This is a genomic window from Burkholderia sp. Ap-955, from assembly GCF_011753045.1.
In the GTDB taxonomy this organism is placed as follows: Bacteria; Pseudomonadota; Gammaproteobacteria; order Burkholderiales; family Burkholderiaceae; genus Burkholderia; species Burkholderia lata_D.
Map to the genome: position 1 here is coordinate 22,671 of NZ_VWWH01000015.1, position 24,156 is coordinate 46,826.

Below are 24,156 nucleotides of genomic sequence, written 5' to 3' on the forward strand. Positions count from 1 at the left end.
TTTGGCAATTCGTGTTCCAAAGACCGGCCGAAGCTGCTAGATTGCTTGCTCGACGACGTGACGCGGCGCGGGCAGGTCACGCGCCCCGTGCGGCCGCCACCGCTGCGGCCCGTTGCGCGAGGCCCGCGCAACGTCCTTCATCCGCATGACACAAAGAGAACAGTCGCATGACACAGTTCAACCGTTCGCCCTCGCGCGCCACGGCACTACCGTCCCGACATGACTGACCGGCAAGCCACGATGCAGACACCTCCCCCGATCCCCCAAAACGTACACAGCACGATCACGCGCAGCGCGATCTTCCTCGTGGCGACGATCAATCCCGGCGCCGACCACGCCGATACGATCCGTTCATGGTGCGGCGACATCGCAGCGCTCGTGCGCTCGGTCGGCAAGCGCGTGCCGGGCGGCAACCTCACCTGCGTGTGCGGCTTCGGCGCCGACGCATGGGATGCGCTGTTCGGCAACCCGCGTCCCGCCGCGCTGCATCCGTTCCGTGAATTCGGCGCGGGCCAGCGCGTCGCGGTCGCGACGCCGGGCGACATCCTGCTGCACATTCGGGCGGAAGCGATGGACCTGTGCTTCGAACTCGCGACGCAGCTGCTCGGCGCGCTCGGCGATGCCGTCACGGTCGTCGACGAGGTGCACGGCTTCCGCAATTTCGACCAGCGCGCGATGATCGGCTTCGTCGACGGCACCGAGAACCCGGAAGGCCGCGATGCGGTCGACTTCACGGTGATCGGCGACGAGGACGCGGAATTCGCGGGCGGCAGCTACGTGATCGTGCAGAAGTACCTGCACGACATGGCCGGCTGGAACGCGCTCGCGGTCGAGACGCAGGAGCGCATCATCGGCCGCACCAAGCTGTCCGACATCGAACTCGCGCCGGATGTGAAGCCGTCGTGCTCGCACAGCTCGCTGACCACGCTCGACGAGGACGGCCGGGAAGTGAAGATCCTGCGCGACAACATGCCGTTCGGGCGCCCGGGCGCGGGCGAATTCGGCACCTACTTCATCGGCTACGCGCGCTCGCCGGCGCCGATCGAGCAGATGCTCGAGAACATGTTCGTCGGCCGCCCGCCCGGCAACTACGACCGCCTGCTCGACTACAGCCGCGCGGTCACCGGCTCGCTGTTCTTCGTGCCGTCCGCCGACCTGCTCGAAGCGCTCGCCGATCGCGTGGCGCCGGCGGCCGATGCCGCGGAGCCGGCGCCCGCATCGTCCGCGCCGCATCGCGACGGTTCGCTGAAAATCGGCTCGCTGAAAGGCGTGCCGTCGTAACGCCAATCGCCAAAGTCCGGCGCGCCCACCCCGCGCCGGGCGAGACGGGTTGGCGTGCCATGAACGACCTCCACTCGTTGTGAAGCTTCAATAGACTGCGCCTATGATTCGTCAGGGGTCGGTCCGGGCAACGGAACGCCGCCGAGCCCCGGCGTCCGGAAACCCTGCCGGATGAATGTTAGTAAGAATGCACGACACGCGATGGGCCCGCGACCGGAAATGGTTCGGCGCACCATCGAGCGCGGCCCGAGCGACGGTCGCGGCGTTCCGCACCCGCGCACACCCTCTCCCCTCACGTGAATTGCAGAACAGTTGCGCCGCAGCAGGGTGTCGCTTCGATTTGTGCTGCAGCGGTGTCAATAGAGCCTGCTAATATGCATTTTCGTCCGCGATCGGCTTGCCGGGCTCAGGCGCAGTCCGTCAGCCGATCGGCCAACCATGAAGTGTTTTCGCTGACGTGAGGCAACCAGAACCCATGAACAACCTGCACCGCGAACTCGCCCCGATCTCGTCCTCCGCCTGGGAGCAAATCGAGGAGGAAGTGGCACGCACGTTCAAACGATCGGTGGCCGGCCGCCGCGTTGTCGACGTCGAAGGCCCCGAAGGCCCCGAGCTGTCGGCCGTCGGCACCGGGCACCTCGTCGACGTCGCCGCCCCGCGCGAGCTGGTGAATGCGCGGCTGCGCGAAGTCCGCACGATCGTCGAGCTGACGGTGCCGTTCGAGTTGAGCCGCGATGCGATCGACAGCGTCGAGCGCGGCGCGCGCGATGCCGACTGGCAACCGGCGAAGGACGCCGCGCAGCGGCTCGCGTTCGCCGAAGACGGCGCGATTTTCGACGGCTACCCGGCCGCCGGCATTCTCGGCATCCGCGAAGGCACGTCGAACCGCAAGCTCACACTGCCGGCGGACGTCGCCGCCTACCCCGACGCGATCAGCGACGCGCTCGAGGCATTGCGGCTTGCCGGCGTCGATGGCCCGTACTCGGTCGTGCTCGGCTCGGATGCGTACACGGCGCTCAGCGAAGCGCGCGACCAGGGCTATCCGGTCCTTGGCCATATCAAGCGGATCGTCAGCGGCGAGATCATCTGGGCGCCGGCGATCAGCGGCGGCTGCGTGCTGTCCACGCGCGGCGGCGATTACGAGCTGCACCTCGGGGAAGACGTATCGATCGGCTACACGAGTCATACCGACAAGGTCGTCCGCCTGTACCTGCGCGAAACGTTCACGTTCCTGATGCTCACGAGCGAAGCATCGGTGGCCGTGGCGCCGCAGGGCACCACGGCGGCCTGACCGCGGTTGCCTGCGCGCGGTGCCCACCGGGTGTCGCGCGCGAGCGGCCGCACCGCCGGCCGCCTATTCGTCGCCGATCAAACCCATCTTGCATGGAGTGTGTGATGAGCGAGTCGAATGAAGCATTGCAGGCGCTGCAGGCGTCGGTCGACCACCTGAAGCAGGCGGTCGACGCGAACGCGAGCAGCCAGGCCGGCGACACCGCCGTGCTGTTCACCGTCTTGTCGCTGGTCCTGGCGGAGTTGCCGCCCGACACGCGCAACCTGATCGAGGATTCGTTCTCCGTCTGGGCCAATGGCCTGGCGGATGCGGCACTTTCAACGGACGTGAAGCGGATCGCCCGACAGCGGCTCGCGATGACCCTCCCGGACTGACCGCGGCACGCCACGGTTGCGACGTGTCCGGCCCGGACCGTGCAACCTGCCCTCGCCTGTGGCCGCCCCACACGCATCGTCTGCGGTGCGTGTGTGGCGGCGCTTGACCGCTCGCGGCACGCGCCCCCTGCGGCGCTTGCGTCGCGCCTCTCCATCCGCGCGGCCTTTCATCCCCCGATAACCGGCGCCCTGCGCGCCGATGTCGCACCGCGATCCGTTCGCGTTCCGCCCGCTTCCGCTTCCTGTCACCACACGCTGCGCACGCCGCGCACGCCCGTGGCGCCGTGCGCCCGCCCGTCTGTACTCCTCGCCACCCGTGCGCGAGTGCATGCGAGGGTGCAATTCACGGCCGGGCCGGTGCAGAACTGTGCCTTGGATAGCCTCCGCCGATTCGCTATTTTGAACGCAGTCGAAGCGATGCCGTGGGCTCCTCCCGGCACGCACGCTTGCCGCCCTGACCGCGACCGTGCACGACGCCGACGCGCGCCGCGTGACAGCACCGGTGCCGCCCGCGCGCCGCCGTGCCGCGTGTCGTGCGTTCGCGGTCGGAAGCGCCAAGCGCCGCACCGCATCGGGACTTCACCCTTCGACCCACTTTCACCGACAGGAGCCAGACCACCATGCCCGCACTTTGCGATATCTGCCACGCCCGGCCGGCCGTCGCGCGCGCAACCGTGATGCAGGACGGCGAGCGCAAGACGATCTCGATCTGCGATTACCACTTCCGTCAGCTGATGCGGCATCAGAGCATGCTGAACCCGTTCGATTCGCTGCTGGGCGGCGGCTCGTCGTCGCTGTTCGGCGGGCTCGACGACGACGCGCCGCTCGCCGCCGAGATTCCGCGCGAATCGGTCGACCCGACCGACGCGTTCAGCGAGCAGACGCTGGAGCTGCTGCAGCGCGCGGCCGAGAAGGCGCACGAGCTGCGCCGCAGCGAGCTCGATTCCGAACACCTGCTGTACGCGCTCGCGGACACCGACGTGTGCGCCGCGCTGCTGAAGGAACTGAAGCTGTCGCCGGAAGACATCAAGTCGTACATCGACGCGCATGCGCACACCGGCACGGCCGCTCCCGATGCGCCGCTCGACAAGCTGTCGATCTCGCCGCGCGTGAAGAAGGCCGTGCAGTACGCGTTCCAGGCGTCGCGCGATCTCGGCCACTCGTACATCGGCCCCGAGCACCTGCTGATCGGGCTCGCGTCGGTGCCGGACAGCGTCGCCGGCACGCTGCTGAAGAAATACGGCGTGACGCCCGAGGCGCTGCGCCAGAAAGTCGTGAAGGTGGTCGGCAAAGGCGCCGAGGACGGCCGCGTCGATGCGCCGACCGGCACGCCGAACCTCGACAAGTTCGGCCGCGACCTCACCGCGATCGCGCGCCAGGGCAAGCTCGACCCGGTGCTCGGCCGCGCGCAGGAAATCGAGAGCACGATCGAGGTGCTCGCGCGCCGCAAGAAGAACAACCCGGTGCTGATCGGCGAGCCGGGCGTCGGCAAGACGGCGATCGTCGAAGGGCTCGCGCAGCGGATCGTCAACGGCGACGTGCCCGAGGTGCTGCGCGACAAGCGGCTCGTCGAAGTCAACATCAACTCGATGGTGGCCGGCGCGAAGTATCGCGGCGAGTTCGAGGAGCGCGCGAAGCAGCTGATCGACGAAGTCACTGCGAAGCAGGACGAACTGATCCTGTTCATCGACGAGCTGCACACGATCGTCGGGGCCGGCCAGGGCGGCGGCGAAGGCGGCCTCGACATCGCGAACGTGCTGAAACCCGCGCTCGCGCGCGGCGAGCTGAGCCTGATCGGCGCGACGACGCTCAACGAATACCAGAAGTACATCGAGAAAGATGCCGCGCTCGAACGGCGCTTCCAGCCGGTGTTCGTGCCGGAGCCGAGCGTCGAGCAGACGATCGTGATCCTGCGCGGGCTGCGCGACAGCCTCGAGGCGCACCACCAGGTGACGTTCGCCGACGACGCGTTCGTCGCGGCCGCGGAGTTCGCCGATCGCTACATCACGTCGCGCTTCCTGCCCGACAAGGCGATCGACCTGATCGACCAGGCCGCCGCACGCGTGCGGATCGGCGCGACGTCGCGCCCGGTCGACATCCAGGAAGGCGAAGCGCAGATCGCGCAACTGAAGCGCGAGCAGGACTACGCCACGTCGCGCAAGCGCTTCGACGAAGCGAAGCAGTTCGAGGAGCAGATCAACGAGAAGCAGAAAGCCGTCGACGAGAAGATGGAGGCGTGGCAGCGCAAGACCGGCTCCGAGACGCTCGAGGTCACCGTCGAATCGGTGGCCGAGGTCGTGTCGCGGCTGACCGGCATCCCGGTTTCCGAACTCACGCAGGAAGAGCGCCAGAAGCTGCTGAAGATGGAAGAGCAGCTGCGCGAGCGCGTGGTCGGCCAGAGCGACGCGGTAGTGGCCGTCAGCGATGCCGTGCGGCTGTCGCGCGCGGGGCTCGGCCAGACGCACCGGCCGATCGCGACGTTCCTGTTCCTCGGGCCGACGGGCGTCGGCAAGACCGAACTCGCGAAGGCACTGGCCGAGACCGTGTTCGGCGACGAGCAGGCGATCATCCGCATCGACATGTCCGAGTACATGGAGCGGCATGCCGTTGCGCGGCTGATTGGCGCGCCGCCCGGCTACGTCGGCTACGACGAAGGCGGCCAGCTCACCGAGCGCGTGCGGCGCCGCCCGTACAGCGTGATCCTGCTCGACGAGATCGAGAAGGCGCATCCGGACGTCTACAACGTGCTGCTGCAGGTGTTCGACGACGGCCGCCTGACCGACGGCAAGGGCCGCGTGGTCGACTTCAGCAACACGATCATCATCGCGACGAGCAACCTCGGCGCCGCGATCATCATGGACAACCTCACGCAACCGGAAGCCGCGCGCAAGACCGACAAGGCGATCCGCGAGGAACTGATGCAGGTGCTGAAGGGGCATTTCCGGCCCGAGTTCCTGAACCGGATCGACGAGGTGATCGTCTTCCACGCGCTGTCGAAGGAGAACATCCGCGCGATCGTGCAGATCCAGCTCGACCGCGTGGTGCGCACGGCCGCCGCGCAGGACATCACGCTCGTGATGGGCAATTCGCTCGTCGAGCACCTGACCGAAGCCGGCTACCAGCCGGAGTTCGGCGCACGCGAGCTGAAGCGCCAGATCCGCCAGACCATCGAGACCCGGCTCGCGAAGGAGATCCTCGCCGACCGGCTGAAGTCGGGCGACCGGTGTGAAGTCGACTACGACAAGGCCAGCGACGAAGTGAAGTTCACCAAGCTCGCGGCGCCTGAAGCGAAGGAGACCAAGGACGCGAAGAAGGACGCCGACGGCAAGGCGAAATCGAACGGCAAGGCGGCCAAGGCCACCGACGATGCGAAGACGGGCGACACGCCCGCCGATGCACCGCCGCCCGCGCCCGCCGCGAAGGCGTCCGGCAAGAAGTCGTCGGGCGCGAAGAAGGACGCGCACTGAAAACCCGCCTGCCCCGCACGCACGGGGCATGCATGACCGGCTCCGTCCACCGGACGGAGCCGCCCCACGCCGCGACACGGCGCAAACCGAGCCGCCCGCACCGGGAACGGCAGATGGAGATTCACATGACAAATCGACGCGAAGTGCCAGGCATCAGGAAGTACGACGGGCCCGCCGGTGGTTGGGGCGCGCTTCGCGCGACAGCCGATGCGGTGCGCACGCAAATGGAAACCATCGAGGCGCCGATCGTGCTGATGCGGACCAACCAGCCCGACGGCTTCGACTGCCCCGGCTGTGCGTGGCCCGACAAGGAACACAAATCGACGTTCCAGTTCTGCGAGAACGGCGCGAAGGCCGTCACGTGGGAAGCGACGACCAAGCGCGTGACGCCCGAGTTCTTCGCGGCGAACACCGTGTCGTCGCTGCTGCGCATGTCGGACTACGAGCTGGAGAACATGGGCCGGCTCACGCATCCGCTCGTCTACGATCGCGCGACCGACACGTTCCGCGCGATCGAATGGGACAACGCGTTCGCACGCATCGGCGAAGTGCTGCGCGCGCTGCCGCCCGACCAGGTCGAGTTCTATACGTCCGGCCGCGCGTCGAACGAAGCCGCGTTCCTGTACCAGCTGTTCGCGCGCGAGCTCGGCACCAACAACTTCCCCGACTGCTCGAACATGTGCCACGAGCCGACCAGCGTCGGCCTGCCGCAGTCGATCGGCATCGGCAAGGGCACCGTATCGCTGGAGGATTTCGACCACTGCGAGCTGATCATCTCGATCGGCCACAACCCCGGCACGAACCACCCGCGGATGATGGGCACGCTGCACGAGTGCTCGCGCCGCAACGTGCCGATCATCGTGTTCAACCCGCTGCGCGAACGCGCGCTCGAACGCTTCGCGGATCCGCAGGACATGATCGAGATGGCGTCGTTCGGCTCGACGCGGATCGCATCGACGTACTACCAGGTCGACGCCGGCGGCGACGCGGCCGCGCTGAAGGGCATCATGAAGGCGCTGCTGCAGCTCGAAGCCGAGCGCGGCGACGTGCTCGACCGCGACTTCATCGCACAGCACACCAACGGCTTCGACGCGTTCTCGGCCGACCTCGAAGCCACGTCGTGGGACGACATCGAGCGCGCGAGCGGGCTCAGCCAGGCGCAGCTCGAACAGGTCGCGCTCGCGTATGCGAAGTCGAACGCGACGATCGTCACGTACGGGATGGGCGTCACGCAGCACAACAAGGGCACCGCAACCGTGCGCCTGATCGCCGACCTGCTGCTGATGCGCGGCAACATCGGCAAGCCCGGCGCCGGCGTGTGCCCGCTGCGCGGCCACTCGAACGTGCAGGGCAACCGCACGGTCGGCATCACCGAGAAGCCGTCGGCCGAGTTCCTGAAGAAGATCGAGGACGTGTGCGGCTTCACGCCGCCCGCGCATCACGGGCATGACGCCGTGCAGGCAATGCAGGCGATGATCGACGGCACCGCGAAGGCGCTGCTGTGCCTCGGCGGTAACTTCGCGGTCGCGCTGCCCGATCCGGAGCAGTCGTTCCCGGCGATGGCGAAGCTCGACCTGAGCGTGCATCTCGGCACCAAGCTGAACCGCTCGCACCTGCTGGTCGCGAAGGAAACCTTCGTCCTGCCGGTGCTCGGCCGCACCGAGCTTGACATGCAGGCCACCGGCCGGCAGTCGATCACCGTCGAGGATTCGATGTCGATGGTTCACGCGTCGGCCGGCAAGCTCAAGCCGGCGTCCGACCAGTTGCGCTCGGAGCCGGCGATCGTCGCGGGCATCGCGCATGCGACGCTGCCGGCCAGCAAGGTCGCGTGGCTCGACCTGGTCGCCGACTACGACCGCATCCGCGACCTGATCGACAAAACGGTGTCCGGCTTCGAGGCGTTCAACGAGCGCATCCGCACGCCGGGCGGCTTCCGCCTGCCGCTGCCGCCCACCGAGCGCGTGTGGCCGACGCCGACCGGCAAGGCGATGTTCTCGGTCTACAAGGGCGTGAAGGAGGACGCCGACGTGCTCGGCGCCGAGCAGGTGCTGCGGCTGATCACGCTGCGCAGCCACGACCAGTACAACACGACGATCTACGGGCTCGACGACCGCTATCGCGGCGTGTTCGGCCGGCGCGACGTGCTGTTCATGAACCCTGCCGACCTCGCGAAGTACGGGCTCGAACACGGCGACCTCGTCGACATCGAGACGGTCACCGCATCGGGCCGGGCGCTGCGTCTCGAGAAGATCACCGCGATCGAGTACGACATCGCGCCGGGGTCGGTCGGCGCGTATTACCCGGAAGCGAACGTGCTCGTGCCGCTCGACTACATCGACAAGGAAAGCGGCACGCCGTCGTACAAGTCGGTGCCGGTGCGCGTCGCGCGCTCGGCGGTGGTCTGACCGACTGACGGGCCGGCTCGCGGCGCACATGCTACCGCGAGCCGGCCCGACCTCCTCTACGGGCCACCGTGTCTCGACGGACGCGATGGCCCCCTTCCTTCCCCGTCGTTACCGCGCCGCCGTCGGCGGCATCGTCGCGCCCGTCTGCCGGCGCCGATACGCACTGTCGCGCGTCGCGAGCCAGTAGTACAGCGGCGACGTCAGCACGAGCCCCACGAGCCACGACAGGTCCGCGCCACCGAGATGCGCGGGAATCGGGCCCGCATACATCGGCGTGTTCATGAACGGAATCTGCACGAGGATGCCGATCGCATACGCGAGCAGCGCCTGCGGGTTGAAGCGGCCATAGATCCCGCCGTCGACCATGAAGATCGACTTGATGTCGTACTTGCCCTTGTGGATCACGTAGAAGTCGATCAGGTTGATCGCCGTCCACGGCACCAGCACGACGAGCAGCGCGAGCACGAGATCCACGAGGTTGCCGACGAAGTTCGTCGACGCGCCGATCGCCGCGTAGCAGCAGGCGACGAAGATCACGACCGACACCACCGCGCGCGCCTTCGCGGTCGGAATCCACTGGTACGCGAACGTCTGCACCGACGTGATCACCGCGAGCACCGCGCCGTACAGGTTCAGCGCGTTGTGGCTGATCACGCTCAGCAGGAACAGCACGAGCATCAGCGGGCCGAGCGGGCCCGTTGCCTGCTTGACCGCATCCATCGCGTCCACGCCGGCCGGCACCGCGAGCACCGCGACCGCGCCGAAGATGAACGCCAGCGTCGAGCCGATCGTGCAGCCGAGATAGGTCGCCCAGAACGTCGACGCCACGCCGACGTTTTCCGGCAGATAGCGCGAATAGTCCGACACGTACGGTGCGAACGCGATCTGCCACAACGCCGACAGCGACACCGTCGCGAGCCATCCGGCGAAGTTGAAGCCGCCGCGCGTCAGGAAATCGTCGGTCGTCACGTGCGTGAGGATCATCCAGAAGCCGACCAGGATGCCGATGCCGAGCACCCACGTGCCGATCCGGTTCAGGATGTGGATGAACCGGTAGCCGACGATCCCGATCAGCCCCGAGCCCACCGCGCCGATCACGATGCCGACGGGCACCGGCACCGACGACGCGATGCCGTGCACCGACTTGCCGGCCAGCACGATGTTCGACGCGAAGAAGCCGACGTACATCACGGCCGCGATCACGGTCACGAGCAGCGCGCCCCACGAACCGAACTGCGCGCGGCTCTGGATCATCTGCGGGATGCCCATCTGCGGCCCCTGCGCCGAATGCAGCGCCATCAGCACGCCGCCGACCGCCTGGCCGACGACGATCGCGACGATGCCCCACATCAGGTTCAGGTGGAAGAGCTGCACGCCGAGCGCGCCGGTCACGATCGGCAGCGGCGCGATGTTGCCGCCGAACCAGAGCGTGAACAGGTCGCGCACCTTGCCGTGGCGCTCCGCGGGCGGCACGTAGCCGATCGTGTGTTTCTCTATCATCGGGGACGCGTTGCGGTCCACGTTCGTCATGGTGATGTCTCCTGTCCTGCGCGGCGATGCGCGCTTGCCGTGTCAGCCGGCGCGCGTTGGGGGTCGCGCCTGCAATCGGGTCCGGATACGCGAGCGACGACGCGCCGCGTGCACGCGCGGCGGGGTCGAACGAAACGGACGATGCGCGTGCGGGGACGGATGACCGGTCCCGCCGGTGCGTGCGCGGCCGCTTCGTTTGCTTCTTGATCCAGGTTGGAGACGATGGTGCGCCACGACCTGCGCGACCGGAAAATACTAAAAATATTTCCGCGACATACGAAAAAGCTCTGCAGCGGACATTTCGGCACCGGGAGGCTTTCAGGTAAGGTGCTAGGCAAACCATGGACAGATTGCGCCCGCGGCGGCACGCCGGGGCCGTGCATCAGAGGTGCTTGTGGCTCACTACACTTTGCGGCAACTGAAATACTTCGTGACGACGGTGGAATCCGGCAGTGTTGCCGAGGCGTCGCGCCAGCTCTTCATCGCGCAGCCGTCGATCTCCAGCGCGATCAAGGGGCTGGAGGAAAGCTTCGGCGTGAAGCTGTTCATCCGCCATCACGCGCAGGGCGTGTCGCTGACGCCGAGCGGCACGCGCTTCTACCGGAAAGCGCAGGAGCTGCTGCGCATCGCGCACGAATTCGAACAGAACGCGCTGGCCGACAACGACGTGATCACCGGGCAGATCGACATCGGCTGCTTCGAGACGGTCGCACCGCTCTATCTGCCGCAACTGATCGCGGGCTTTCGCGAGCGCTACCCGGGCGTGAACATCCGGCTGCGCGACGGCGACCAGCAGGAACTCGTGCAGGGCCTGACGTCGGGCACGTTCGATCTCGCGCTGATGTACGACCACGATCTCGACGGCACGATCGAGACCGAACCGCTGATGCCGCCGCAGCAGCCGTACGTGCTGCTGCCGGAGAACCACCGGTTCGCGGGCCAGACGCACGTATCGCTGCGCGACCTCTGCGTCGAACCGATGATCCTGCTCGACGTGCAGCCGAGCCGCACGTATTTCGTCAGCCTCTTTCACGAACTCGGGCTCACGCCGAACATCGTGTTCGGGTCGCCGTCGATCGAGATGGTGCGCGGGATGGTCGGCCAGGGGTTCGGCTTCTCGCTGCTCGTCACGCGCCCGCATTCCGAATACACGTACGACGGCCAGCGCGTCGTGACGATCGGCCTCAGCGAAACGGTGAGCCCGTCCGGGCTCGTGAGCGCACGGCTGAAGCGCGGGCAACTTACGAAGCAGGCGCAGTCGTTTGTCGATTTCTGCCGCGAGCGGCTCGCGCAGATCGTCGCGGAAGCGGCGCGATAAGGAACCGGAAGGAACACGAAAACGCACGCGCCGCGGGAGGCGGTGCGTGCGGGTCGGTCGTGTCGGTAAGGCGCGCCGCGTCAGGCGGCCGTGGCGAGATGGGCGGCCAGCCGCCCCAGCATCGCGTCGCAGCCGTGGAGCTGGTCGAGCGTGACGAACTCGTCGGGCTTGTGCCCCTGGTCCATGCTGCCGGGCCCGCACACCACGGTCGTAATGCCGGCCTGCCCGAACAGACCGCCCTCGGTGCCGAACGCCACCGTGCCGAAGGCATCGGAGCCGCTCAGCATCGCGAGCAGGCGCGCGGCCTCGCTGTCGGGCGCGGTCGCCAGCCCCGGATAGGCGCCCAGCGGCTGCAGCTGAATGTCGGTATCGGCCTGCACCGCGCGCATTCTCGGCAACAGTTCGGATTTCGCATAGTCCTGCAGCGTCCTCGGCACGTCGTGCGCATCGAAATCCGGCAGCGCCCGCACCTCGAAATCGAACTCGCATTCGGCCGGCACGATGTTCAGCGCGCGACCGCCCTTGATCAGCCCCGTCTGCACGGTCGAGAACGGCGGATCGAATCGTTCGTCGTGTCGCTCCGGCCGCGCGAGCGCCGCGCCGATCTCGCCGAGCCGACCGATCAGCTTCGCCGCATAGTCGATCGCGTTGACGCCCGACGGCGCGTACGCCGAGTGGCATGCGGCGCCTTTCACGTGGCAGCGCATCGCGAGCTTGCCCTTGTGACCGAGCACCGGTTTCAGTTCGGTCGGCTCGCCGATCAGGCACAGGCGCGGCCGATGCTCGCGCGCGGCCAGTGCGTCGAGCATCGGCCGCACGCCGAGGCAGCCGACTTCCTCGTCGTACGAGAACGCGAGATGCACGGGCACGCTCAGCGGCCGGGCCACGAACGCCGGCACGGCCGCGAGCACCGACGCGATGAAGCCCTTCATGTCGGCCGTGCCTCGGCCGTACAGGCGGCCGTCGCGCTCGGTCAGCCGGAACGGCTCGACCGTCCACGCCTGCCCGTCGACCGGCACCACGTCGGTATGGCCCGACAGCGCGATGCCGCCGCGATCGCGCGGCCCGATCGTCGCGTACAGGCTCGCCTTCGTGCGCTCCGCGTTGTAGAACAGTTCGCTCTCGACGCCGAAGCCCGCGAGATAGTCGCGGATGAAACCGATCATCTCGAGGTTCGACTCGCGGCTGACCGTCGCGAAACCGACCAGCCGTTCCAACAGTGCGCGGCTCGACGTGTCATTCATCGCCCGGCACTCCGTAGCTCGGCGCGGCGGTAGGGTTCAGCGCGCGCGTCTGGTAATCCTGCATCTGCGGCCGATACGCGTGCCACAGCGCATCGAGCTGCCCGATCGGATCGGCGTCGGCCCAGTCGACACGCAGGTCGACGATCGGCCAGGTCACGTCGCCGGCCACCTTCAGCGCGGCCGAATGCACCGGCCCTGCTTCGCCGCCGGCGGCCATCGCCGCGTGCATCGCGGCCAGCAGCCGATCGGCGAGCAGGCCGGGCGCCTGTTCGAAGGCGCGCGCCATCGCGTCGATCACGGCCGGCGCGGCCAGCAGGTTGCCGGCCGCCACGCATTGGTCGCCCTGCACCGCGTGATGCGTGCCGAGCGCTTCCTTGCCGGTGAAGCACGCCGTCTGCCCCTGCCCGTCGATCACCGTGACCTGCCGGTACTGGCTCCAGCCGTTCGCGCTGAGCGCGCGGTCGAGCGCCGCGGCGGGCGCGAGCTGCTCGTGCTCGATCAGGTCGAGGATCTGGGGCCCAAGCGCCGGCAGCGTGATGTTCTGCGTCGCGACGGCGCCGACGCCCGCGCGCACCCACGGGCAGCGCGCGCCCACCGCGATGCTCGACGAGCTGATCGCGATCCCGAGCTGGCCCGTCTCCGGGCAGCGCCCGACGATGGAGAAAGTCATGTCGCCTCCTACGCGCGGTTCGGCTGCCAGTTGTCCGGGATCACGGCGATCACGTCGATCTCCATCAGCCACTGCGGCTGGCCGAGCGCGGACACGACGAGCCCCGTCGAGATCGGATACACGCCCTTCAGCCACTTGCCGACTTCCTGGTACACGGGTTCGCGATAGCGCGGGTCGATCAGGTAGGTCGTCGTCTTCACGATGTGCGTGAGGTCGCTGCCGGCTTCCTCCAGCAGCTGCTTGACGTTCTTCATCGCCTGCTCGGCCTGCGCGCGCGGATCGCCGAGGCCGATCAGTCTGCCGTCGAAATCGGTGCCGACCTGGCCGCGCACGTAGACGGTGTTGCCGGCCCGCACGGCCTGGCACAGGTCGTTGTCGAGCGTCTGGTTCGGGTAGGTATCCTTCGTGTTGAACATGCGGATACGGGTATGGGTGGGTTGGCTCATCGGAATCCTTCAGTCGTCAGGGGGCACGCCGCCGCACCGGCCGCAGACGCGGTGCGGCAAGCGGCATGGGTTCGGTCAGTTCACCGCGTCGGCGAGCGGCTGCGTATCGTCGTGCGGCTGCGCGTCGGCGTGCGGCGCGGCGCCGTCCTGCTCCGCGTGCGAAGTCGAGCGACGCTGCGCTGCGTCGTGGTAGTCGAGGTAGGTGCGCTGGATCGCGATGTGATCGGCGATGTGCCGCGCGTCGTGCCACACACCCCAGATGAAGCTGGAGCCGCGCCGCGACAGCCACGGCAGCCCGAGGAAATAGATGCCCGGCTCCTTCGACACGCCGCGCTGGTGCTGCGGCTTGCCGTTGTCGGCGAACGCGTCGACCTTCAGCCAGCCGTAGTCGACCGCGTAGCCGGTCGCCCAGATGATCGACGTGACGCCCGCGCCGGCAAGGTCGAGCGTGAGGATCGGATGCGCGACGCAGTCGGGGTTCGGCAGGATGCGGCGGGCTTCCGGCTCTTCCGGCAGGTCGAGGCCGTTGCGCGCCGCATAGGCGTCGGCCGCGTCGAGCAGCGACAGGTAGTTTTCGTCGCCGCGTGCGAGATTGATCGCCAGATCGCGTTCGAACACGGCCACGCCGCCGTCGAACGACTTCGTCAGCCCGACGAGTGTCACGCCCTGGTTCGCGAGCTTGCGGAAATCCACCGTATGGCCGCCGCGCGCGCCGCTCACCGCGATCGTCACGTGTTCGCGGCCGGGCGTCGCGACTTCCTTGTCCCATTCGCCGAGCACGCCGAGCCACCAGCAGAAATCCCGGCCGCGATACGCACGCGGCGGCCGATCGTGCGGGCCGACCGACAGGTACACCTGCCGGCCCGCGCGTTGCAGCTCGTCGGCGATCTGCACGCCCGACGCCCCCGCGCCGACCACCAGCACCGCACCTTCCGGAAGCTGCTCCGGGTTGCGATAGTCGGCGGAATGAATCTGCACGAGGCGCGCATCGTCCGGCGCGATCGGCGGAATCACCGGGCGCTGGAACGGCCCGGTCGCAACGACCACGCGGTTCGCCTCGATCGTGCCGTCGGACGTCTCGACGATGAAACCCGGCTTGCCGGCATTGCGCACGACCTGCTTCACCTCGACGCCGGTACGGATCGGCGCGTTGAACTTGCGCGCATACGCTTCGAAGTAGTCGGCGACCTGGTCTTTCGTTGCAAACGCATCGGGATCGAGGCCGTCGAATTCGAGGCTTGGAAAACGGTCATGCCATGCGGGGCCGTTCGCGACCAGCGAATCCCAGCGCCCGGTGCGCCAGCGCTCGGCGATGCGGCTGCGCTCCAGCACGAGATGCGGTACGCCCAGCTTGCCCAGGTGCTCGCTCATGGCCACGCCGGCCTGGCCGGCGCCGACGATGAGCGTATCGATTGAGGTTGTTTCGACTGCCACGGCTGTCTCCTTGAGGTGCGGCTCGCTGCGAGGCTCGTATGCCCGTGTCGTCGCGCGAGTGGGAATGGAGACATTCTGCTGACAGCCAGGCGTGGGCGAAATGATGTTTTTTGTCGTTGTTGACGAGAAAAAAGCTGGGGGATCAGTGACGCCTCCAGATGGAGACATCATGCGGTCCGACACCGGGTCGGCACCGGCCGCGAGGTGACGCGGCGGCAGGGTCGAAATGGTGAGCGGGGGGCATCTGCCGCGCCATACGGGAACGAATCATGCGCGTCAGTCGTGGTCGGCATTCAATGGAGGACGGCTCGATGAAACCCCTGACAATTGCAACGCGTCGAATTCTGGCGACCCTCGTGGCAGGCGGCGCACTCGCCGCGACCAGCACGGCCTTCGCGCAAGGCTACGGCGCACCGCCACCGAGGGTCGAAGAGCGAGCGCCCGCCCCGGGGGCCGGTGTATCGGTCGAGATCGGCGTGCACGGAGACCGCTACTGGGACGGCCATCGCTACTGGGAGCGCGACGAGTGGAGGCATCGTCATCCGCGCGATCGTGATCCGTGGCGCGAGCATGAGCACGAGCATGAGGGCGAGCATCGTGAATAGTGACGACCGCCTCCTGGCGTACGCGCAACTTCCGTGTGACGCGGGTTAAAACCCGGATTCGGATGCCAAAGCGCTCCGGTAAATGAGCGGAAACCGCGCCAGTACACTTTTCCAGATCAGCTTGAACGCGGCCTCGTCTGACAAGAGATGGCCGCGCCATTTTTGCAATTGCTCAGTTGCATGATCGCCTGATCAACTGCATCCCTGCGACCTTCCACGCCGTCACATCGAAAGTAGCCGTGTACTCGCTGCCGGTGCATGCTCGTTGCCCGGCGCCGGCGCGAACGCCACTGCGCGCACGACCCGACGTCCAACGCGGCGATTCGCGGGCAAGCAGTCGCCACGCGCATACCGGCCGATACCGTTGCGCGCCATTCGCTTGTCGCCGAACGCGTGGTCTCGTTATTGCAATCGACTCACGCCACGATCATGTTTCGTCGAATACAATCTCCTGCTTTTTTGTCATCCTAAGTAATATGGCTGTTTTTATTTCGTAATCGACCATTCAACGCCCGCCCTGCGCGCGCCGCCCGATCGCTCAATGCGTAGAACGCCAGCATGCTGGCGATCATCGACACTGCCACGCCGCTCGTATCCCAACGCAGCCCGGCAGCGAACGCCGATGCCCTGATCGCGGTCATGCCGAGCGCCATGACGAGCAACATCGCCGCAAATTCAAGCGCGACCCGAGCCGGAGCCCGAACCAGCGCGCGTACCGTGCCGCTTCGGCGCCGGTCCTTGCGATCGGCCTCGCGCCGGATCAACAGCGCCAGCATGGCCAGCATCGACATCGGGAACCATTGGAGATGCAGCACGAGCGTGTTCCACATCGCGCCGGCATCGAGCGTTCCACCGCAGATGTCGAGAATGGCTTCGACGGGCGACCGTATCGCATCGAGCGTCAATCCCGCGCAGATGGCCGCCATGCACTGGAGCATCGCCCTGCGCGCGCACCCGCCGGACGCTCCGCCTTTCATCGAATAGCCGGCGATGCCGCAAACCATTGCGCCGACGCCGTTCCATATCCAGCTGGAAGGGGCACCGTGCAGCCGGGTCGGCAAGTCGCAAGCCAGGTAGCCGAGGAGTGCGAATGCCATCGCGCCGCCCACCCGTTCGGATCGCGAAATAACAGCCGTTCGCGCAGGCCCGATCCCGACGCATGCGCGAATCGCGTCCATCACCGTCGCCGGACGCCTGGCCGGGTCAGCCGGCGGTGCAGTCGGCGTAGTCATGATGGTTCAGGCGGGATCTCTCATGACCGCGTACCACGAGCACACCACCCCGGCCGGGGCGACGCCGCCGTTGCCGCTCGCATGCGGCACCGTTCGGACGATCGAACCGGTCAGCGCCGGGCGCTGATCGATGCCGTTGGGCCAGGGCGCGCTCACGTACCCGACATAGTCGTAGACCCATTCCTCGCCGCTGACCACGCCGCGCCCCTGGAATCGCACCGTGCCCGGATTCCCGTAGGTAATCCAGCCGTTGAGCTGCAGCTCCCACCCCGGTCCGAAAATGCGCCCCTTGAAAATGCCCGCCGGCGCGTGCGCGATCTCGATCGTGCCGAGGCCGAATTCAAGGTCGTTGAATGCGGTGGCCGGGTCGGGATCGTTCAGGAAACTGCGATAGGTCCACAGCCCCACCAGGCTGCCGGTTTCGGGTGTGTAGCTCATGCCCGCGTCTCCCCGTCATGTCCGCGTTGTCGAAGTCCCGAGGTGAACCGGCGCCGGGCAACGGCGCCGGTTCGTCACGCGCCGCCGCTACCGGACCTCGAGCCGGAACAGTTTCCGTACGGGTTGCGGCGCCGCGCCGGCGGCGGCTTGCGAAGCGGGCGGTGACGCGGGTTGCGTCTGAAGGCGTACGCCCTCGCGCGTATGGATTTCGACGTCGTACTGCGCATCCTGCACCGCGCTTTCGGCGAAGTGATTGAGCGGGAAGAACGCCTTCACTTCGAGGTGCGTCTGGCAGTTCGCGCAGGACTGCACGCTCCAGCGGCTCAGCACGGCCTCCGAACCGAGCAGTTGCCGTTGGCCGTCCACGTTGATGTACGCGGACACGAGGAACGACCCGGCAATCGGCGCACGATTCAGCCCGGAGACGCGCACGACCTTGCTGCTGTTGCCGGCCGGCACGGTCGACGCCGCGAGCGAGCGTTTCGGCAGGTCTTCCAGCGAACCGGGGCCGTACGTGTAGCCGAGCTGTTCCTCGATGTTGATGCAGTCGAGCGACGTGTAGGCGCGCTCCTTGCCGTTCTCGCTCTTCTTGAACGGATCGAGCGGCGTGTCGAGCGTGAGCCACGAGTTGGGGACGATGCCCGGCGTCGGCCCCTGCGCATCGACGGAGTTGGTGCCCGGATACTCGGCGATGACGTCGAGGTGCTGCGTGAAGCCATGCCGCTTCTGCCACAGCCAGAACACGCGATCGATGAAGCAGTGGTGGAAATAGAAGATCGGGTCGAGGCCCGCCGTGTCGTTTTCGCCCATGTCGCCGTTGGCACCGGGAATCGGCGAGAAATCGCCCTTGTTCGGGCCGTGCGGCACGTCGAACCCGCCGACGGCAAGGTGAATGTCGTTGTGCGGCGACTCGAGCGGGACCACGGGAATCGCGCCGTCCGGAAGATTCTCGTTCCACTGGGCCGCGGACGACGTGTTGGAAAACACCGTGTAGTTCGGCGCATCCAGGCACTGCTCGAACTTGCTCTTCACGTTGGTCGGCACCACGTCGCCCTTCACGACGATGTACGACGTGAGCCAGTCCACGATGTTGCGGTTCAGAATGACGACGTTCTCCTTGGCGTGGGGGAACTTGGCGTTGTGCTTCTCGGTGGCGGCCCGGTCCTTGTCGGTCCCCACGAGCCCCGACAACGGGTAGCGAACCGTGACGTAGGGCAGCGGCTTGCTGTAGTTCGGATTGTCGCCGTTGATGTTGTCGGTGATCGCCCGGTTGAACGCGAAGGACGCCAGCGGGTTCGGAATCTTTTCGCCGTCGAGCTCGAAATGCGGGTCGGTCAGCGCCCACGGAATGCCTTTCGTCAGCGACTCTTCGCTGGTTTCGTCCCAGAACGGCAGCATCACCTCCTCGCAACCGGGGATGCTCTGCAGCGCCTGTTCCAGCCGCAGCAGGTAAGCGCGGTGCCAGGTGGGGAACAGCACGTTGCCGTGGTTGCAGTAACCGCCCCAGTAAGACGCCGAACCCCAGCCGGCGCCGCGGAACGGCTCGCCGTGGAAGCCGCCGATCATGAAGAACGAGTTCGGATCGTCGGGCGGCAACGCCTTGATGCCTTTCCACGCGCGCATCACGTCTTCCAGCGGCTTTTTGTTGCCTTTCCGATATTCGGCTTGCAACGATTCGATCGACGGACGAACTCTGACCCCAGGTGCGTTATTCATGATGTGCCCAGTCCCCTTCGTGGATAGCGTTACGGTTTGACCGCCAGGTTTTGAACGTAAGCAGGTAATTCATAAATCACTCAAACTCGCGTTCAATTGAATTCGTTTTATTTAAATAGCGTTTGGCATTTTGAAAGCATTAACCGGCGGACCATAGGCGGGCCCGCGTGGTCACCGGATCGCCTCCATGGGTGGCGTGGACACGCGCAACAGGCACAGCACGGCCCCTGACAAGGGGCTGCGCCTTCAGATCGTAGGGATGCCGTGGTGAATCGATGCCGATTCGCCAGGCACGCATGCCTGGCGAAGTGGCCGAGATACCCCGTAGCGTTTTATCCTGATTTGGTATGAGTAAATAAAGCAGATGCCACTGTTTTTAGCAAGGACAAGGCAGCCTGAATTATTAAAAAAATGCGAATGCGGAAGCAGCCATTGGCTCGTTTTATTTTCATGAATAATCTTGCGCATTTGCGACGATATCGTAAAAACCGGCGCCAGATAATCACATGTGCGCAGCGGAGTTTATTAATGCAATCGGCCGACGGCTACCTTACGATCGTCGGCAGGTCCTTGCCGGATGTAATCGTTTCTGGCCGGGAGAGCGTCGTGAGTCGAGCTGCGTGACGGTGCTGCAAACCCACGTCTCCGGTGAATGCGGTCCACGTCGCGGGAACCGGTGAAAACTCGCGGAGGGCAAGGAAGACTGCATCGCGACATCTGAACGACGAGATCCCGAGCGGGTGGCATCCCAGCCGTTCGACCCGGCGCCCGCCCGCACAGCGGGCACCGGCTTCAACGAATCGTGCCGGCTACACGTTGGTCCATGCCCCGTTGCCGTGCTGATACTGCATCACGCCACCGTGGATCCGCACCCGCAGGTTGCCGTCCGGCACCTGCACCCAATTGAGCATGTCGAGGCTCTGCATCAACCCGACGAAGAAATCCTGCAGTTCTTGCGTCTGGCTGGCTTGCCAGAGGTCGATGCGGCCGAGGCATGCACGCAGATCGCCGCTCTGCTGCATGATCGTCTCGACCTGGCCGGCCACGTTCGCCGCCGGATCGTAGACCCGCGTGCCGTCGGCGCTGACGATCGACAGGTGGATGCCGCGCACCTGCGTGGGCTGAGCCGGTGCCTGCTCGACGAGCGCGATGCAGCTCGTCATCGCACCGAAATCGATTTCCGTCGCATCGCCCCAGGTGCGCTCGCCAACCGCGAGCGGCGCGGGACCGTGTACGTTGTGAATGATGTAGGACATGGGTTCCTCACTTGACTGACAGGACTGCCGGTAGCGGGCCGCGACGTGTCCGGGAAAGCGAACGTGTGTCGGTCCCGCCGCTCACATCCCGCATCGAGCCTGACGGCCCGGCGGGTCGTGTCGATTGATGCTGCGTCGGTGGGCGTGCGCAAAGCAATGGCTCACGACGTTCCGCCTCGGCGCGATCCTCCACGCCACGCGGACGATCACGCCTGCATCGATTCAATGCCTGCCCTTGCGAGCCGGCGGTGGTCGTCGTCGACGCTGCAAGCGCAGCCCGCGGCTGCATCGTCGGCGCACCCTACGCGCCCTTCTTGTCCAGCAGCGCCTGGTACTTCTGCAGGCTTTCGTCGATCCTGTCGAGTGCGACACTGGCGGCCTCCCCTTCGATCGCTTCCGCGGCACCCGCGACGATCGCCGCGGTCGCCACGAACAGATCGGTCAACAGCAGGCCCACCGCATCCATCGCCATGCCGCGCACGTTCTCGTCGACGGTCTTCTGCGCCAGGTCCTTCATCAGCACGCTCTTGCCCGCGATCGCCAGCGACGTCGTCGCCTCGAAGTAGTTCGCCGCCGCCTGCGCGACCATGCCGCCCGCCTGCGTGATCATCATGTTCGGGCCGACGGCAATCTGCGTCGTCGCATAGGACGCCGCCTCCGCGTTGATCGCCTGCACGGTCTGCAGCGCCGAGCCGCCGGACCCGGCCGGATTCGCGACCTGGTCCGGTGCCTTCAGTGCATCGGTCAAGCGGCGCAGCCGGTTCACCGGCCACGCGCGCGCGCCGGCTTTCGGTGTCGCGGCGTGCGGCGCGACATCGGCCGGCGTCGTGGCTTCGGCTTCGGCTGCGGTGTCCGCGACATCGTCCGGCGTCTGCGCCGTGCCGTCACCGCGTCCGCCCAAAAGACCTTTCATGTTCATGATTCAGGTATCCCGAGAGTCATCGCATCCTAATGCGTGGGGCCCGTCTGCGGCCCGGCCGCCGGAACCTGCGGCATGCCGCCGGACCCACCGCCCGATCCGCCCTTCGGCGATGCTTCGACGGACAGGATCATGGCCACCGCCTTCGACACGACGGCGTTCGAAATCTGGTTCAGCGCGGCCTGCTGCTGCGTCATGTTCTGCGCCGAGATGCCGACGGCCTGGCTGAACATCTGGTAAAGCGTGCCCAGCGCCTGGGCCGGGGATCCCGCGACGACGTTGACGTTGGTCTGCGTCACCGCGTCGGTAATCTGCTCATTGACTTTGTCTGCCACGAGGCCTCCTCGGAACCCGGCTCCGGCATGCGATTGAAGGAACGGACGGGCCGGCAGGCCAGCGACGCCGCACATGCCGTTAGGAACGCTGCGCGCCCGCGTTCGTGAACGCGTTCACGCGAGTTCCTCGCGCAACTTCTTGCGCAGCAACTCGACCCGCTTCCGGGCAAGCGGCTCGTTGATCCCGAGTGTCGCCGCGATGTGCAGATAGGGCCGGTCCTCCTCGAACTTGAGCGTGAACAGCATCTGCTGCTGAGGGGGCAGCGTGGACAGCGCCTGCTGGAGGCGCAGCAACTGCTGTCGAAACAGCATTTGCTGCTCCACCGACGGCGCGTGGCCGGCCAGCTCGACGGTGTGATCGTCGTCCCAGCCCGGGTCGAATTCGAGCATGCCGCTTTCGCGCAGCCGGCGCCGTGCGCCATCGAGGAATGCGTGGTTCAGCACCAGAAAGAGAAAGCCGGCCAGGTTCTGAACGCGCTCGGGCGAGCGCTGCAGGTAAATGTGGACCTTGAGTGCGGTATCGGAAAGCAGTTCGTCGGCGCGGTGAATATCGCCCTTGCACAACAGGCGAGCACGGCGCCGCAATTTCCCCTGCATTTCCCGCCACGTGCGATCGAGTTGCTGCGCCGGAGACTCGGGCGTCGGCGCAGCGTGCTGGTTCGAGGTTGTCATCCCGTGCCTTCCCGTTTTTATGGAAAACACAGAATCGATTCGACACCGCGAAGGGCGCTGTTACCCGTGTAACACCGTTATAACGATAATCGGGTTCGGTAAATTTTCTTGATTATTATGAACGGAAATTTCAATTCTCCGGCATGGCCCGATCCGTTGTTTCAGGTGCGTCGCCGGGCCTGAATAACGGCATTGCGATGAAACAGAACGACGGCCGCCGCGAAGGATTCATGCGCCCGCACGCAGCTCCCCATGTCGATCGACCAGGCGCCGTTACCGCCAAAATACCGCCCTGTCCGGATTGCTTGCCGATTATCTCGAACCTTTCATCATTCATTTTTCACGTCATGCCGAAGGCAGCGTTTTTCGCTAGGTGGCCGTATCGTCAAACAACCTCGCGCGGAAAACATGCCTGCCCTTGCTAATGCTCAAACGCTGCGCAATATACCGATACTCACCGACCTCCCGGAAAGCCTGATCGCGCATATCGAGCGGCATGTCACACCGTGGCCCGAACACGGCAATCGCCTGTTGTTCTTCAAGGGTGATCCGGGAGACTTCGTCGCCTTCGTGCACCGCGGACACGTCTACAAGACGCTGCACGAACCCGGGGGGCGCGAGATCATTCTCGGCCACTCGATGCCGGGCGAGCTCATCGGCGAGAACACGCTGATTCGCGCGCACCGGCGCCCCTTCACCGCCCAGTTGAGCGCCGACTGCCGCATTTCGCTGCTGCATCGCCAGTACTTCGCACCGCTGCTGGCCAACCCGGAATTCATGGGGCGCATCCACGAGCAGCTGTGCCGGCATATCCACCAGCTGAGCGACTTCGTCGAGTCGGCATGCCTGTACCGGCTCGATGCCAGGCTCGCGCGCCATCTGCTGAACCGCATGCAAGGGAATGATCTCGAGGTGCCGCTGCCGGAGAACCAGAGCGTGCTCGCAGCGATGCTCAACGTCAGCCGGCCGCGACTGAACAGCAGCCTGCAGAAGATGCAGCGCGACGGGCTGATCCGGCTTCACGAACACGGCGTGACGATCAAGAAGCCGGAGCAGCTCCGGACCATCGTCGACGCCAATTGACGGCCGGGCACGCACGCGCATCGTGCGGTGCCGCGGCGCGAGGGAATCGCGGGCGCCGCGTCGGGCGGCGCGCGGAGAGAATCAGCCGCGCCAGTGGCCGATCGCGTTCATCAACTGCGCGACGGCGGCCAGCTGCGATGCAAAGCTGTCGTTCGCCGACCGCGCGGCGCCGGCGGCGGCGGCCGGCGAGCCGGCATAGAGCTGCATGACGCCGACGGTCGTCGCGGCGAGATTGGACATCGCCTGGTTCGCCTGCATCTGCACCGCGTTGTGCAGCAGGATCGCAGATGCATGGCTGTTCGATTGCATGAGCGTGCCCAAGGCCACGGCGGGCGCCTCGCCCACCACCTTGACGTTGGCTTGCGTGACCGCATCGGTCACCGCGGCGGAAACCTGTTCCGGCATGTCGTTGCTCCTGGTTGGCTCGCCGCTGCGGTGCA

At 66.4% G+C, this 24,156-nt stretch carries 21 protein-coding genes; 8 read left to right on the plus strand and 13 right to left on the minus strand.

Going from position 1 to position 24,156, the window contains the following annotated elements; translation table 11 throughout:
- Positions 1-219: 219 nt before the first annotated feature.
- The 5 genes from F3J15_RS11430 to F3J15_RS11450 all read left to right on the plus strand — a co-directional run bounded on the left by F3J15_RS11430 (position 220) and on the right by F3J15_RS11450 (position 8,818).
- Positions 220-1,281, plus strand: a complete 1,062-nt coding sequence (locus F3J15_RS11430; protein ID WP_166890891.1) for a Dyp-type peroxidase — start codon at positions 220-222, stop codon at positions 1,279-1,281.
- A 475-nt stretch (positions 1,282-1,756) separates the two neighbouring features.
- Complete coding sequence (locus F3J15_RS11435; RefSeq protein WP_069249473.1) at positions 1,757-2,572, plus strand: family 1 encapsulin nanocompartment shell protein; 816 nt, start codon at positions 1,757-1,759, stop codon at positions 2,570-2,572.
- A 104-nt stretch (positions 2,573-2,676) separates the two neighbouring features.
- Positions 2,677-2,946 carry a hypothetical protein gene (locus tag F3J15_RS11440; RefSeq protein WP_089487205.1) on the plus strand — a complete coding sequence of 90 codons (270 nt, stop codon included), beginning with the start codon at positions 2,677-2,679 and terminating at the stop codon, positions 2,944-2,946.
- Between the two features lie 620 nt (positions 2,947-3,566).
- A complete protein-coding gene (locus tag F3J15_RS11445) occupies positions 3,567-6,413 on the plus strand; it encodes an AAA family ATPase (RefSeq protein WP_166890894.1) in 2,847 nt (948 codons plus the stop codon).
- A 125-nt stretch (positions 6,414-6,538) separates the two neighbouring features.
- Complete coding sequence (locus F3J15_RS11450; RefSeq protein ID WP_166890897.1) at positions 6,539-8,818, plus strand: FdhF/YdeP family oxidoreductase; 2,280 nt, start codon at positions 6,539-6,541, stop codon at positions 8,816-8,818.
- Positions 8,819-8,926: 108 nt separating this feature from the next.
- On the opposite strand, the gene F3J15_RS11455 is transcribed toward F3J15_RS11450, so the two are convergent.
- A complete protein-coding gene (locus F3J15_RS11455) occupies positions 8,927-10,348 on the minus strand; it encodes a cytosine permease (protein ID WP_166890901.1) in 1,422 nt (473 codons plus the stop codon).
- Positions 10,349-10,742: 394 nt separating this feature from the next.
- On the opposite strand from F3J15_RS11455, the gene F3J15_RS11460 reads away from it, so the two are divergent.
- Positions 10,743-11,666: a LysR substrate-binding domain-containing protein gene (locus tag F3J15_RS11460; protein ID WP_069249468.1), complete on the plus strand. Its 924-nt coding sequence runs from the start codon at positions 10,743-10,745 to the stop codon at positions 11,664-11,666.
- A gap of 80 nt (positions 11,667-11,746) precedes the next feature.
- Here F3J15_RS11460 and argE read toward each other — a convergent pair whose 3' ends face one another.
- The 4 genes from argE to F3J15_RS11480 all read right to left on the minus strand — a co-directional run bounded on the left by argE (position 11,747) and on the right by F3J15_RS11480 (position 15,460).
- On the minus strand, positions 11,747-12,910 hold the full coding sequence (argE, locus tag F3J15_RS11465) for an acetylornithine deacetylase (RefSeq protein ID WP_166890904.1): 1,164 nt from the start codon (positions 12,908-12,910) through the stop codon (positions 11,747-11,749).
- Entirely contained in the window at positions 12,903-13,580 is a 678-nt protein-coding gene (locus tag F3J15_RS11470) for a DUF1028 domain-containing protein (protein ID WP_069249466.1), read from the minus strand. Before F3J15_RS11470 ends, argE begins: the two co-directional genes overlap by 8 nt.
- 8 nt (positions 13,581-13,588) lie before the next feature.
- Positions 13,589-14,026, minus strand: a complete 438-nt coding sequence (locus F3J15_RS11475) for a RidA family protein (protein WP_069249465.1) — start codon at positions 14,024-14,026, stop codon at positions 13,589-13,591.
- Positions 14,027-14,101: 75 nt separating this feature from the next.
- Positions 14,102-15,460, minus strand: a complete 1,359-nt coding sequence (locus tag F3J15_RS11480; RefSeq protein WP_166890907.1) for an NAD(P)/FAD-dependent oxidoreductase — start codon at positions 15,458-15,460, stop codon at positions 14,102-14,104.
- A gap of 311 nt (positions 15,461-15,771) precedes the next feature.
- Here F3J15_RS11480 and F3J15_RS11485 point away from each other — a divergent pair, with 311 nt between their 5' ends.
- On the plus strand, positions 15,772-16,065 hold the full coding sequence (locus tag F3J15_RS11485; protein ID WP_166890910.1) for a hypothetical protein: 294 nt from the start codon (positions 15,772-15,774) through the stop codon (positions 16,063-16,065).
- Between the two features lie 467 nt (positions 16,066-16,532).
- On the opposite strand, the gene F3J15_RS11490 is transcribed toward F3J15_RS11485, so the two are convergent.
- From F3J15_RS11490 to F3J15_RS11520, 7 genes are all read right to left on the minus strand, one after another.
- The gene (locus F3J15_RS11490) at positions 16,533-17,297 is read right to left on the minus strand and encodes a hypothetical protein (protein WP_166890913.1); all 765 of its coding nucleotides are present in this window, start codon (positions 17,295-17,297) and stop codon (positions 16,533-16,535) included.
- Between the two features lie 6 nt (positions 17,298-17,303).
- Positions 17,304-17,735, minus strand: coding sequence for a hypothetical protein (locus F3J15_RS11495; RefSeq protein ID WP_089449420.1), 432 nt, complete (start codon positions 17,733-17,735; stop codon positions 17,304-17,306).
- Positions 17,736-17,822: 87 nt separating this feature from the next.
- Entirely contained in the window at positions 17,823-19,451 is a 1,629-nt protein-coding gene (locus F3J15_RS11500) for a tyrosinase family protein (protein ID WP_166890916.1), read from the minus strand.
- An 809-nt stretch (positions 19,452-20,260) separates the two neighbouring features.
- Positions 20,261-20,707: a hypothetical protein gene (locus tag F3J15_RS11505; protein ID WP_166890919.1), complete on the minus strand. Its 447-nt coding sequence runs from the start codon at positions 20,705-20,707 to the stop codon at positions 20,261-20,263.
- Between the two features lie 301 nt (positions 20,708-21,008).
- Entirely contained in the window at positions 21,009-21,620 is a 612-nt protein-coding gene (locus F3J15_RS11510) for a hypothetical protein (protein ID WP_240158988.1), read from the minus strand.
- Between the two features lie 35 nt (positions 21,621-21,655).
- Positions 21,656-21,961, minus strand: coding sequence for a RebB family R body protein (locus F3J15_RS11515; RefSeq protein WP_166890921.1), 306 nt, complete (start codon positions 21,959-21,961; stop codon positions 21,656-21,658).
- Positions 21,962-22,075: 114 nt separating this feature from the next.
- Positions 22,076-22,633, minus strand: a complete 558-nt coding sequence (locus F3J15_RS11520) for a sigma-70 family RNA polymerase sigma factor (protein ID WP_069249456.1) — start codon at positions 22,631-22,633, stop codon at positions 22,076-22,078.
- 252 nt (positions 22,634-22,885) lie between these two features.
- Between F3J15_RS11520 and F3J15_RS11525 the strand changes: the two genes are divergently transcribed.
- A complete protein-coding gene (locus F3J15_RS11525) occupies positions 22,886-23,716 on the plus strand; it encodes a Crp/Fnr family transcriptional regulator (RefSeq protein ID WP_240158991.1) in 831 nt (276 codons plus the stop codon).
- Positions 23,717-23,797: 81 nt separating this feature from the next.
- On the opposite strand, the gene F3J15_RS11530 is transcribed toward F3J15_RS11525, so the two are convergent.
- A complete protein-coding gene (locus F3J15_RS11530) occupies positions 23,798-24,097 on the minus strand; it encodes a RebB family R body protein (protein WP_231937802.1) in 300 nt (99 codons plus the stop codon).
- Positions 24,098-24,156 lie beyond the last annotated feature (59 nt).

Excerpts from the sequence above, each read along its gene's own strand:
- F3J15_RS11475 (WP_069249465.1), bottom strand. The coding sequence starts at position 14,026 with ATGAGCCAACCCACCCATACCCGTATCCGCATGTTCAACACGAAGGAT.
- F3J15_RS11445 (WP_166890894.1), top strand. The coding sequence starts at position 3,567 with ATGCCCGCACTTTGCGATATCTGCCACGCCCGGCCGGCCGTCGCGCGC.
- F3J15_RS11510 (WP_240158988.1), bottom strand. The coding sequence starts at position 21,620 with ATGAAAGGTCTTTTGGGCGGACGCGGTGACGGCACGGCGCAGACGCCG.
- F3J15_RS11485 (WP_166890910.1), top strand. The coding sequence starts at position 15,772 with ATGAAACCCCTGACAATTGCAACGCGTCGAATTCTGGCGACCCTCGTG.
- F3J15_RS11500 (WP_166890916.1), bottom strand. The coding sequence starts at position 19,451 with ATGAATAACGCACCTGGGGTCAGAGTTCGTCCGTCGATCGAATCGTTG.
- F3J15_RS11525 (WP_240158991.1), top strand. The coding sequence starts at position 22,886 with ATGTCGATCGACCAGGCGCCGTTACCGCCAAAATACCGCCCTGTCCGG.
- F3J15_RS11430 (WP_166890891.1), top strand. The coding sequence starts at position 220 with ATGACTGACCGGCAAGCCACGATGCAGACACCTCCCCCGATCCCCCAA.
- F3J15_RS11435 (WP_069249473.1), top strand. The coding sequence starts at position 1,757 with ATGAACAACCTGCACCGCGAACTCGCCCCGATCTCGTCCTCCGCCTGG.
- F3J15_RS11470 (WP_069249466.1), bottom strand. The coding sequence starts at position 13,580 with ATGACTTTCTCCATCGTCGGGCGCTGCCCGGAGACGGGCCAGCTCGGG.
- F3J15_RS11490 (WP_166890913.1), bottom strand. The coding sequence starts at position 17,297 with ATGACTACGCCGACTGCACCGCCGGCTGACCCGGCCAGGCGTCCGGCG.
- F3J15_RS11450 (WP_166890897.1), top strand. The coding sequence starts at position 6,539 with ATGACAAATCGACGCGAAGTGCCAGGCATCAGGAAGTACGACGGGCCC.
- argE (WP_166890904.1), bottom strand. The coding sequence starts at position 12,910 with ATGAATGACACGTCGAGCCGCGCACTGTTGGAACGGCTGGTCGGTTTC.
- F3J15_RS11520 (WP_069249456.1), bottom strand. The coding sequence starts at position 22,633 with ATGACAACCTCGAACCAGCACGCTGCGCCGACGCCCGAGTCTCCGGCG.
- F3J15_RS11495 (WP_089449420.1), bottom strand. The coding sequence starts at position 17,735 with ATGAGCTACACACCCGAAACCGGCAGCCTGGTGGGGCTGTGGACCTAT.
- F3J15_RS11455 (WP_166890901.1), bottom strand. The coding sequence starts at position 10,348 with ATGACGAACGTGGACCGCAACGCGTCCCCGATGATAGAGAAACACACG.
- F3J15_RS11440 (WP_089487205.1), top strand. The coding sequence starts at position 2,677 with ATGAGCGAGTCGAATGAAGCATTGCAGGCGCTGCAGGCGTCGGTCGAC.
- F3J15_RS11505 (WP_166890919.1), bottom strand. The coding sequence starts at position 20,707 with ATGTCCTACATCATTCACAACGTACACGGTCCCGCGCCGCTCGCGGTT.